The following is an 11,880-nucleotide window of genomic DNA, read 5'->3' as shown; positions in this document are numbered from 1 at the left end:
AAATCCCTGCAGGTTTTCTGATCTTACGTTCAGATTTTATTCAGGTTTTTCTTTGTGTTGCTCAGCCCCGGTGTTTTCCGGGGCTGTTGCTGTTTTGGGTTTTTACTGTTTTTTCTACTAGATTGGCATTTTTGTTTCGCGCGTTTTTTTGTTTTGTTTGCGTTGTTATTTTGGATTTTACTCTATTTTGGCATTATGTTGCTTTTCGAGTGTGATTGCCAAGGAGGTTTTGTTGCTGTAGGAGTTCGGTTTGGTTGACGGTGTTTTGCGGCGGTGTTGCGGGTTTGTGTGTTTTGGTCCTGTTGCGCAGTTTTGCTGGGTGTTGTGGTAGGCTGTCTGCTGGTGGCATGATATTGTATGCGAGCATTGAGAGGTTGATAGGCCTTGATATGAGCGGGGTTTGCGGGGCGTGTTGTGATGTGCCCTTGTGACCGGGATGGTTCAGCTTCGCGGGTTTGGGCCTTGAGGGCTCAAACTGTTTGCGTTCAAAGCTTGTGCGCAGTAGCTCGCGCACATTAGATTTTGCCTTGCTGGTCTGGCGGGTGTCTTTGGCCCCCGGCTTTGGCTGGTTTGGATGATGTATCAATCGTGAGACGGGATGACCGCGTTTGCGGGCTCCCTGCATGGGATGGGATTATGGTTTTCAAGACACCCCTACAGGCTGCATATGGCAAATTTCGCGCCATAGTTTTCACGACTTTTGTTTTCAGCTTTGCGATTAACGTTCTTCTTTTTGTCTCTCCACTTTACATGCTGCAGATTTACGATCGCGTTTTGGGCAGCCGGAACGAGACGACGCTTTTGATGATCTCCCTGATCACATTGTTTCTGCTGGTTATCTATGGTGTTCTTGAGTTCATCAGATCGCGCATGCTGGTGCGTGCGGGGATGCAGTTTGATGAAGTTCTGTCGGCGGCCGTCTTCAACAGGGCGGTGAAGCTGCGCCTGAGCAACCCGTCCGCAGGTGCGGAATATATTCTGTCAGACGGCGACAAGGTCCGGGAGTTCATGACCGGCAGCGGCATTCTGACGTTCTTTGATGCGCCATGGACGCCGCTGTTCATTATTGTGTGCTTCCTGTTTCATCCGTGGCTCGGCTATCTTGCCCTGAGCGGCGGTATTGTGATCTTCGCACTGGCGCTGATCAACGAGCATGCCACGAAGACGCAACTGAAGGCCGCGAATACGGCGGCGCAAGGGGCGAGCCAGTTTGCCGGGGCCGTTCTGCAAAATGCGGAAGTCATCCGGTCGATGGGCATGGAGAAGGCGCTTGGGGCCCGCTGGCGGGAACGCCACGGCAGCATGATTGCCGCACAGGCCGGTGCAAGTGACAAGTCCGGCGCGATCCTGACGTTCCAGAAGTTCTTCCGCATGACGATCCAGTCTGCGATTCTGGGCCTGGGGGCTTATCTTGCGCTGCATCAGGAGATCTCTCCCGGCATCATGATTGCCGCTTCGATCATGATGGGCCGCGCCCTTCAGCCCGTGGAGCAGGGCGTTGCGCAGTGGAAGCAATTTGTCGCGGCCCGCCAGGCGCATGAACGGCTGAAGCAGCTTTTTGACAACATCCCGGGGGATGAGGCACGCACGGAGCTTCCGGCGCCAAAGGGGCTGATTTCGGTTGAGAACCTGACCTCCGTCATTCCCGGAACACGGGTTCCGTTCCTGAAGAACATCAGCTTCCAGGTGAACCCCGGCGAGACCCTTGCGGTGATCGGACCTTCGGGCTCCGGCAAGTCGAGCCTTGTCCGGCATCTGGCCGGTGTATGGCCGGTGCTCTCGGGCACGGTGCGGGTTGACGGGGCCGACATCGCCCATTGGGACAGTGGCCAGCTTGGCCAGCACATGGGCTATCTCCCGCAGGAAGTCCGGCTTTTTGCGGGAACGATTGCAGAGAATATCTCGCGGTTCAGCGGCGGGGAATCGGATGCTGTTGTGAAGGCGGCGCAGATGGCCGGTGTACACGAGATGATCCTGCGCTTGCCGGATGGCTACGAGACCCAGGCTGGTGACAATGGCCAGCAGCTGTCCGGCGGACAGCGCCAGCGTGTTGGCCTGGCGCGGGCCATGTTTGGCATGCCGCGCATTGTGCTGCTGGATGAGCCGAATTCAAACCTCGACGCAGACGGGGAGAATGCGCTGATCGAAGCCATCAAGGTGATGAAGAGTGAAGGCGTGACGGTCATTCTGGTAACGCACAAGACGAATTTGCTGGCGGTGAGCGACCGGGCGCTGGTGCTTCGTGACGGGACGCTGCAGGCTTTGACAACCCCTCAGGAGCTGTTCAAGCCTGCCAGCACTCCCGTGCCGGTGGTACCGGTTCAGCAGCCCTCTGCCGCAGCGCAGCAGCGCGCGTGACACAGCGGGCAATGAAAAGCACAGGGAATCTGTTTCCATGAAACCAGTCAAAGCCGATCCGAAGCCGTTTGTGATTGCCGGCTATGCGGTGATTGCCCTCACCTTTGGAGTTGCCGGGGTGTGGGCGGCGACCGCCAAGCTCGACAAGGCGATCGTTGCACCGGGGACCGTTGATGTTGCGATGGACCGGCGTGAGATCCAGCATCTGGAAGGCGGGATCATTGAGAAGATTTCCGTGGCCGAGGGCCAGAGGGTCAAGGCAGGCGACATCCTCATCGAGCTGAACAACATTCAGGCCAGCGCCAATCTTCAGGTGGTGACGATCCGCCTGCATGTGGCGCAGGCGATGGAGGCCCGGCTTCAGGCGGAGCGCAATCTTGGCAGCAGCCTGGAGTTCTCCGAACGCCTGCTGAACGACAAGACGCCGGAGGTGATGGCCGCGATTGCGGATCAGCGGCAGATTTTTGCCGACCGCACGTCGATCCTGCAGTCGCAGACGGATATTCTGAACAACCGGATTGAGCAGCTGCGGCGTGAGCGGCAGGGTCTGGGCGATCAGAAGACGGCGTTCGAGATGCGGGCGCAGATCCTGTCGGAGCGGCTGGACCGGCTGAAGACGGGGCTGAAGACAGGCGCTGTCCAGACCAATCTCTTCACCACCTATGAAGACGAGTATGTGGCGGTGAAGGCCAATGTGGCGCGGATAGAGACCGAGCAGGCGAAGGTCGACAAGTCGATTGGCGAGACGGAATTCCAGATCCTGCAGACGCAGCAGCAGTTCCGCGAGCGCGCCTCCTCGGAATACAAGGAAGTGAGCAGCCAGATCCAGGAGCTGATCGAGCAGCGCAAGGTTGCGGAGAATGTTCTGGAGCGCACGAAGATCCGGGCTCCGATCGACGGCACGGCGCAGAACCTGCAGGTGCGGGGCCGGGTGATCCGCCAGGGCCAGGTGATGCTAGAGATTGTGCCGGATACGGATCAGATGGTGATCAATGCCCATGTGTCCCCGGCCGATATTGATGCGGTGCGGGAGGGGATGACGGCGGAGATCAAGTTCAGCGGGCTTCCGAGCCGTTTTCTGCCGATCATCACCGGCGAGGTGGCAACGGTGTCCAAGGCGAGCATCACCCCTCCTGACGGGCGCACTCCGCCTTACTTCCTCGCCCGTATCAATGTCAGCACCGGCATGATCCCTGACGAGATCGAGAGCCGCCTGACGGCTGGCATGGGTGCGGATGTGCTGATCTCGGCGGGGGAACGGACCGTGGCTGATTATCTGATTTCCCCGCTCACCGATGCGATCTGGCGCAGCATGAACGAGGAGTGATAGCAAGGCTTTGAGATGCTGACACATCATGCCTTGGAATGCTCAGGCGCCGCACGGGCTAAACCGGATTGCGGTGAGACAAGCTCACCGGGAAACCGGCATCATAGCAAGGCTTTGAGATGCTGACGCATCACGCCTTGAAATGCTCAGGCGCCGCACGGGCTAAACCGGATTGCGGTGAGACAAGCTCACCGCAATCCGGCATCAGGCTCAACGGGGGGTATCAGTTCCGCGGCAGGGCGGCGGCCAGCGCGGCCGCATAGGCGTTGCGGGCGGTCTGGAGGATGGACATTTCCTGTTGCAGGTCGGCGATCCTGCGGTCCACGATGTTGATGCTGGACAGCTGGTTCAGCGCGTCCTGGCTCAAGGTGTCGATGGCATAGTCCTTGCCGTCGATGGTGACCTTGGGTTCGCCGTTGAATGTGTCAGTCATGGGAATGTCCTTTTGTGTCATGCTTGCCCCGCATCTGCTGCAGAGCATGAGATTTACACCAGCTCCCGATGAGAGCTTGCCGCACCGGGAGCTGCTCAAGCCCGTGCGGCGCCTGAGCAATCTCAAGGCGTGATACCAGTTCCCGATGAGCTTGTCTCACCGGGAACTGGTCAAGCCCGTGCGGCGCTTGAGCAATCTCAAGGCGTGATGCCTCAGCATCGAAAGCCTGGGTATTATGTCAGCGCGTTGAAATCAATGATGCCATCGCCGTGGAGGAAACTGACCTCCTGGCCTTGCCCCGAAGATGCAGCCTGGGCCTGAACCTGGGCCGCAGCCTGAGCCTGGGCCGAATCATGAGCATGGGCCAGCTGGCCCAGTTTCTGCAGGTTCTGCATGGACAGAAGCTGGCAATAGGCAAGGCTCAGCGCCCCGGCGCGGCGCAGGGTGAGGAAGGCCTCGTCCGGCAGCGCGTTGAGGGCAGCTTCATCGATGCAATAGAGGCCGTCAAGCTGCCTGTGTCCCTCCCCGTCCGGCACGGAGATGGGCCAGGGGCGGATGAGGCCATGGTCTGCCAGCAGCTGGCAGGTCCGGGCTGCCGCCGCGCGGCTTGCCTGGACCTGGTTGAGGAAGCCGAGGATTTCCTGAACGGCCGGCGCCGGCTGGCCCTCGCCGTCAAAGAAGGCTTCGCCTGGAGCATCGCAGATCAGGCCGCTGTCCGCATCGATGGCGAGGATCTGCTGCCCTTCGCCGGTGCTGGCCAGACGGAACGGATAGCTGCGGTAGAAGGCCGGCACATAGGCGCCGAGCCAGCGGCCATCGGGCGCCACGAAGAGATTGCGGCCCGGCGCCAGGCCGAGCAGGGCGGCGGGCACGACATGCCCGTCCTGGCTCATAAAGGCCAGCGGCATGTCCAGGAGGGCGCGCGGCAGCTCCTGGGCGGCAAGAGGCACCACCATGTCCGGCCGGGCATGGGCATAGTCCTCAAAGCGTTTCCAGTATTTTGAGCTGTGGAGATCGCGGGAGACGGCTTCAAGCTGTGTCATGGTGTGCCCTGTTTTGCGGCGTGTTTTGCGGCCTGTTCTTTGACCTGTGTGCTGCCGTGTGTCCTGGCCCTGCAAGCCAGTGCAGGGTCTTTTGATAGCAGGTCTTCCCGGTTCTTGCGATGCCAGTGCCTGCCCCAGGGCCGGGCTTATACCAGCTCCCGATGAGCTTGACTCACCGGGCACTGGTCAAGCCCGTGCGGCGCTTGAGCCATTTCAAGGCGTGATACCAGTTCCCGATGAGCTTGTCTCACCGGGAACTGGTCAAGCCCGTGCGGCGCCTGAGCATTTTCAAGGCGTGATGCCTCAGCATCGAAAGCCTTGGTATCAGGCCGAAGGCCAGCGCCCCCCAAAAAAAGACACCCCTCCAAGACGTCCTGAGCACTCAAGAAAAAACCCTGCGCCGTCCAGAGAGGGCGCAGGGTTTGCGTGTTCAGCTCAGATACCGGCCCATGCGGGCCGGTATCTGTCTCCGGAGAGATTAGGCGATGTTAATGGTGTTGGCTGCACCGCCAGCGGCTGCGGACAGTGCGGTGACGCCCGTGATGCCAACGAGTTCGACCAGCGAGTCGCCGCCCGTGTTTTCGTTGTACACGTACGTGTTGCCGCTATGCTCGAAAGCAGCAGTCGACAGGTTCGCCGTGACCAGTGTGTCAACCAGAGTGATCTTGGTTGCAAGATCAAGACCAGAAGCCTTGGAACCTGCGAACGTCAGCACACCACTGTTGATGGTATAGGTCAGTTCGGCAGCGGTGTAACCAGTGACGCCTGCTGCAGCCTGGTTTGCTGCGACAGCAGCAGCCCCAGCGAAGTCAAGCTTCACAGACGCGTCGGCTCCACCAACGCTGAAGCCCGTGATGCTGTCATAGGCGGTGATGGTGGAGTCGCCTGCACCAACGGTGACCGTGACGTACTGGGCATCAGCAGCGTCAAGTCCGGTGAACTTGATGGTGTCCTTGCCAGCACCGCCGTTCACGGAGATCACCGAACCGGCAGCAACTGCCGCCGAGACTTCGATCTCAATGCTGTCAGTACCAGCGCCAGTGTTCACGCTGATGTCACCGGTGGTCAGAGCCGTAGCCACAACCTTGACGGTGTCGTTCCCGCTGCCGGTCAGGACGGAAACGTCCTGAGCGTCTGCGGACGTAGTAACGGTGAGCTTCTGTGCACCAGAGAAGGTGCCGCCAGCGAAGGTCACTGCAGACTTGCCACCGGCAGTCACTTCGATCTCCGACCCGGCAGACTTGAAGTTGCCGTCGTACCATCCACCGGTCGTCACAGAAATGGCATTACCGTCGCCCGTATTGCCGATGACGAGCTTCTCGATGTTCTTGATTTCCTTGAAATCGTCATCGATGAAGGTCACAGCGGCTCCGCCCGCCGTCAGAGTTGCAGTGTCAGAACCTGCGCCACCATCCAGCTTGTTGTATGTCGCGCCATCGCGGAGCTGGGTCACTGCGGTAAAGGCAAAATTGTCTTTGCCTGCACCACCGGTGTAGCTGGAGCCAGCCGTGCCGAGGTTGAAGGTGTTGCCTGCAGTGGCCGAACCGGTGACGGTCGAACCTGCAACGAGGTTACCCGAGATAGTCAGACCAACCGGGGTGGTAGCGCCGTTACCAGTCAGCTTGGAACCGTCGATGGTGACAGCCTTCGTGGTTGCTGCGTTCGTCAGAGTGACAGCGGAACCGGTGAGGTTGATCGCAGTCAGCTTGTCGGCAGCAAGCGAAGCAATAGTCGTCGTCTGATCAGCATCCCCAGCCTTGGCGTTTGCCTTGACATTCAGGGTTTCAAAGCCGTTGATGGTCAGTGCACCAGCATCAAAAGCAGCGCCCTTGCCGTCACCGAAGGTCACGCTCACAGCGTCAGCGGTGCCGGTCGCATCCGACAGAGCCAAGGTCGTTGCACCGATATCGGCCAGAGCAGTGATGTTTGCGGCCTGCGTCGCAGACAGTTTGGAGATGTTGTTGGTTGCCCCAGACAGCTCGATGGCTTCAATGCCTGCGATCAGGGACGCATCGAACGTGCCGTTGACACGCAGCACTTCGAAGTTGGTGTACTTGGCAGCCAGAGCAGCGGTGTTGGCATGGGTAACGTTGGCACCGATGTTCAGCGTGTCGCGACCGGCACCACCGTCCACGGAACCGGTGGTCAGCACAGCACCGGTGGTCACCACATCAGCACCCTTACCACCCTTGAAGACGGTGTCCGCATCGCCGTCCAAAGTGATTTTCACGCCACCTTCGAAAGCAGAAGCATCGACAGACTTGAAGTTGGCGGCAAGAACATCCAGATCGACATTAGCAGCCGTACCAATGACAGTCAGGGTGCTACCTGCAGCCACACCAGTGATGCCATCGCTGTTACCGGCACCGACAGTCAGATCCGTAGAAGCGTTGACTGTGACCGACTTGATGCTATTCGCGAGAGCAATCGCATCAACTTTATTGGCTGCGCCAGTCGAGGTGATGGTTGCTGCAGTCAGGCCAGCGCCGTTGATGGTGATATCGGTGTTATTGCCAGCAAGCGTACCGCCAGCAATCGCCAGCGTTGCTGCGGTGGCTGCATCCACATAGGTGGCTGTGACAGCATTATTGGTCACGAGCGCGTTGCCGCGCACACCAACAGCTGCACCAGCATTCACAGCGGTAATCGTCAGGCTATCTGCAGAACGGTCGGACCAAATCTGTTCGTGGCCAACGAAGTTAGAACCTGCCACCGTCTGTGCGGCACCCGAAACGTTACGAACGTTGATGATTTCAACGCTGTTGGTGGAAGCGGCAGGAATGCTATTCGCAAGCAGTGTATCCACAGTCAGGTTCAGAGTGTCTTTGCCAGCGCCACCGTTGATGGTGTCAGCCGTATTGAACGTTGCACCAGTTGTAGCAGCCACAGCAACAAACGTATCATTGTTTGCCGTACCCGTCAGAGTATCCACGCCAGTCGTCAGCGTGAAGGTCTGGCCCGGGACACCGGAGTCAACCACCGGAGCGCCCGGACGGCTTTCGAACTGGCCGTGCTTGACGAAATGCTCGTAGGCAGCATTCTTGGTGGTGATGCCGGCGGCAGCCAGGTCAGCATTGGCCGCCAGATAGGCCTTGTCGTCGAACGAGGCGAAGGACGGGAACGTGGCGCTCGGAGCGCGGCCTTCCTTGGCGCCGAAGTTCATGAAATGGGTGAAGGGGTTGACGCCGGCGGCGGCAACGTCCGGGTTCGCCGTCAGATAGTCCTTGGTGTTGAAGGTCGTGTTCGGGTTGGCACCTTCAAAACGGCCATGGTTATCGTAGTGGCGCTCAGCAAACTGAGCCCAGGTCAGGCCCGTCGAGCCGGCGGTTGCAACAAAAGCGTTGAACACGTCCGGGCGTGCCGAAAGATAATAAGTAGCGTCGAATGCCAGAGCCATGAGCCCTATCTCCTTGATCCTGTGTGCGACTTGACGTCACTTCGCCGGGACGGTCTCCCCCGGGCAAAGATTGCCTGACGCAGCCCGAAGCAGGGGCGTCCAGCAAGCACTGTACCCCTATCACCGCAGGCTGCCTCAGGCAAGATGTGATTACACCGGAAAACCACCGAAACGGGCAAAAAAACAGGGTGGAGAGAGAGCAAGAACGGCAGGGCGGCCAGGAGAAGCGGCAGGCCGGCAAAAAGGGCCACTCACACCAGCTCTCGATGAGCTTGATTCGAGAGCTGGTCAAGCCTGTGCGGCGCCTGAGCAAATCCAGGGCGTGATACCAGACCTCAATGAACTTGACTCATTGAGGTCTGGTCAAGCCCGTGCGGCGCCTGAGCAAATCCAGAGCATGATACCAGCATCGGGAGCCCCGGTTAATAAGAAAATCCAGGGCGCGAGGCGCCAGCATCGAAAGCCCTGAACAGCAAGGGCCCGGCGAATCATGCCAGCTCTCACTGGCGCTGGCTGGCCAGAGGATTGGCTGACCAGAGGATTGGCTGACCGGCGAGTGTTTTTTGCGGGGGTAGGATTGGCTGACCGGAAACGGGTCAAGCCCGTGCAGCGGCTGAGCAAATCCAGGGCGTGATGCACCAGCATCGAGGGCCCTGATCAGCCCTCCCGGAAGATCAGGTCATAGGTGGTCGGCTCATAGAAGCTGAGCATGCGCATGGCAAAATCACGCGGCGCCATACCGAGCGCCTGCGCCCAGGCCTCATAACGCTCCGCCGGAATGCGGCCCTTGCCGCCTTCAATCTGGGAGATGAAGGTGTAGTAGAGGACGCCGACCCGCTCGGCCAGGTCACGCTGCGACAGGCCAGCCTGCTCACGGGCAGCCTTCAGCCACAGACCCGCCTGAAGACGCAGATCCTGCCTGTTGTCGCTGGCAATGGAGGCGCTGCCCTGAAACTGCATTGCATTTACTTTCGCGGGGAAACTCACACTCTTTACATCATTTGATATAGGAAAAATCCGGAACGGGCCAGTGCTTTTCTGCAGCTCTGCCCCGCGCATCCCCCCCAGCCCTTCACCGCCCCCGCCGGATGAAGACCAGCTCTCAATGAGCCAGGGTCATCGAGAGCTGGTTAAGCCCCTGCAGCGTTTGAGCAAAATCAAGGCGTGATGCGTCAGCACCGAAAGCCTTGGCAGAAGACGGCAAATGCACAGGAAAACCGCCCAAAGCCGGACCAGAACAGGACCCGGAAGCTGGACCTGAAGCGGGCGCTCCCGTTTTTGCCCGCTTCACACTGGACGCAAGCCCTCCCCAGCCGCTAATATGACAGGGTCTTTTGGGTTGAGATTGAGAATGGTTGAGATTGTTGCCTTCCCCGGCGCGCCGGATATCCATGGTTCAAGGACCATTCCCGAACCAGGGAATACCCCCGGACCCGGGAATATCCCCGAACCCGGGAATATCCTTGAGTCTGATCTTCTGGCACAGGGTTCTCTGGTACAAAACCCGGAACTGCAGAAAAGCCTCGGACTGCAGGACAGCTGCACTGTGACCGCCAGCCTGCTGGACAGGCTGGCCGGAAAATCTGCCCCGGAAAGACCTGAACTGGAAAGGCCTGAACTGGAAAGACCCGCCCTGCTCCGGGCCACCCCCGGCGGAACCATTGCCATCCCGGCACATCCAATCTCGACAACCCCCCTCTCCTCAGGCGCCGCCCGCGGACAGGCCTGCCAATCTTCCACCCAGCCCTCCACAAAACCAGGCTGGACCAATCAGGAAATCGCAGACCTTTACCGCGTCGAAGCCCTGCTCGTGCAGGCCGGAATCCGCATCTCATCCGCCCAGGGCCTCAGCGACGAAAACGACCCCTGGTTCGTCTTCTGCCGCGAGGACGGCGATGTCTTCGTGCACCTGGCCCGCACCGGCGGCACCTATCTGCTCGACAGCCCAGGGCTCGGCGCCCTCCTCCAGGGACCGGACTTCCCAGCCCTCATCGACAGCTTCGTCCGCCAGCTGGCAGAGCGCAACAAGCCCGCCGGGAATGTCATCACATTCCACCCCCGCATGCTGCAGCAGCAAACCGTGCGCCTCCACCCCGCCGTCATGCTCGCCGCTCTCGTCTGGACCCTCTTCCTCGCCTCAAACGAGATGAGCGCAACCGCACAGGCCGCAGAAGACATCACAGGCGCTGCACACGAGCCTGCCACACCCAGCCACGCAGATCTCCCCCACACAGACCTGCTGGCCATGGACCTGCTGAACGCAGCAAAGACACCAGAACAGGCTCAAGAACAGGAATTGGCCGCGAACAGCCCGCAATCCGGCGGGACCGCAGACCGGCAGAACCCAAGCCTGCTCGATGCTGCACGCATCCTCCAGACCCTCGACACACGCACCCTGCAAGCGCCCGCCCCCTCAGGCGCAGCAGCAAGCGCACAGGCCCTCGCCGTCAACCTCGCCGTCATTGCAATCGGCTATGGCCTCCAGGCACCAGACCCCTCAACCGCCCTGCCCGGCCTCGACACAGACGCAGCCGCAAAGGCCCTCGAAGCCTCATTCGCCCCGGACCAGGACCACAATACACTCAACATCCAAGCCGAAACCAGCACAACCCATGCCGGCACCGGGACCAAAACCCCGCAGGCACACACCGCGCCAGAGCCCATCTACGCACCCCTAACCCTCACGGTCCACGCCAGCACCGCTCACATCCCCGCGCAAAACGGAAAGGTGGAAAACGGAGACAGCACACCACCCGCCACAGCAGACAGCATCAGCACCGCACAAGCCGGAACCATCGTCACAATCCAGGCCGCAGATCTGCCGGAACGCATCTCAACCGCGCCCGCAACACCCTCAACAACCGAAGCAGACACCCTCATCAGCCTCGTGTCGAAATACCTCGGCGCAATCGCAAACTATCAGCTCGGCGGTATCAGCGTCTCAACAACAATCAACCCCGAAAACCTCGACAAAGTCCTATCCCAGATCAGCTCAGCCGCAGGCGAAACACCCCAGGCCGATCACCCAGCACAGCCGCAAACAATCCCCATCCTCACAGAAAAACCCCAGCAAGGCCTCTCAATCCTGGGAACAACATTCTCCGAATACAACGATCTGGCAAAGAAATTCGTCCACGCATTCATCCTAGATGCCGGAGCCATCCAAATGCTCCAGATCAAAACAGAACTCCTACTCGTCGACCTAACCGCAATCGATGAACAAACAGACATACCAGTCATCAAAAGCTGGATAACCGAAGACGGACACGTCATCTCAACAATCGGACACCAGCAAACATTCATCGAATTCGGAATCGTATAA

8 protein-coding genes are annotated in these 11,880 nt (G+C 59.5%); 4 read left to right on the top strand and 4 right to left on the bottom strand.

Annotated elements, in window-relative coordinates; all coding sequences use genetic code 11:
* From IF10I1_RS22845 to IF10I1_RS09710, 3 genes are all read left to right on the top strand, one after another.
* Nucleotides 1-215 (top strand): hypothetical protein (locus tag IF10I1_RS22845; RefSeq protein ID WP_208994268.1); only part of this gene is annotated, 215 nt, incomplete at its 5' end.
* Nucleotides 216-636: 421 nt separating this feature from the next.
* Nucleotides 637-2,358, top strand: coding sequence for a type I secretion system permease/ATPase (locus IF10I1_RS09715; RefSeq protein ID WP_186393202.1), 1,722 nt, complete (start codon nucleotides 637-639; stop codon nucleotides 2,356-2,358).
* Nucleotides 2,359-2,395: 37 nt separating this feature from the next.
* The gene (locus IF10I1_RS09710; protein WP_186393203.1) at nucleotides 2,396-3,685 is read left to right on the top strand and encodes an HlyD family type I secretion periplasmic adaptor subunit; all 1,290 of its coding nucleotides are present in this window, start codon (nucleotides 2,396-2,398) and stop codon (nucleotides 3,683-3,685) included.
* Between the two features lie 223 nt (nucleotides 3,686-3,908).
* Here the strand turns inward: IF10I1_RS09710 and IF10I1_RS09705 are convergent, their stop codons facing one another.
* The 4 genes from IF10I1_RS09705 to IF10I1_RS09690 form a co-directional block, all read right to left on the bottom strand.
* Complete coding sequence (locus IF10I1_RS09705) at nucleotides 3,909-4,118, bottom strand: DUF6447 family protein (protein WP_186393204.1); 210 nt, start codon at nucleotides 4,116-4,118, stop codon at nucleotides 3,909-3,911.
* A gap of 233 nt (nucleotides 4,119-4,351) precedes the next feature.
* Nucleotides 4,352-5,161 (bottom strand): SapC family protein, encoded by an 810-nt coding sequence (locus tag IF10I1_RS09700; RefSeq protein WP_186424466.1) that lies wholly within the window; start codon nucleotides 5,159-5,161, stop codon nucleotides 4,352-4,354.
* A gap of 478 nt (nucleotides 5,162-5,639) precedes the next feature.
* Nucleotides 5,640-8,558 (bottom strand): hypothetical protein, encoded by a 2,919-nt coding sequence (locus IF10I1_RS09695; RefSeq protein WP_186424465.1) that lies wholly within the window; start codon nucleotides 8,556-8,558, stop codon nucleotides 5,640-5,642.
* A 657-nt stretch (nucleotides 8,559-9,215) separates the two neighbouring features.
* Nucleotides 9,216-9,518 carry a helix-turn-helix transcriptional regulator gene (locus IF10I1_RS09690; protein WP_186415324.1) on the bottom strand — a complete coding sequence of 101 codons (303 nt, stop codon included), beginning with the start codon at nucleotides 9,516-9,518 and terminating at the stop codon, nucleotides 9,216-9,218.
* 391 nt (nucleotides 9,519-9,909) lie between these two features.
* On the opposite strand from IF10I1_RS09690, the gene IF10I1_RS09685 reads away from it, so the two are divergent.
* Nucleotides 9,910-11,880, top strand: a complete 1,971-nt coding sequence (locus IF10I1_RS09685) for a hypothetical protein (RefSeq protein WP_186415323.1) — start codon at nucleotides 9,910-9,912, stop codon at nucleotides 11,878-11,880.

The sequence above is a fragment of the Pannonibacter sp. I15F10I1 genome (genome assembly GCF_900185665.1).
In the GTDB taxonomy this organism is placed as follows: domain Bacteria; phylum Pseudomonadota; class Alphaproteobacteria; order Rhizobiales; family Stappiaceae; genus Pannonibacter; species Pannonibacter indicus.
The sequence above is the reverse complement of the archived record's forward strand: the minus strand, read 5'-3'. Positions and strand labels throughout refer to the sequence as shown.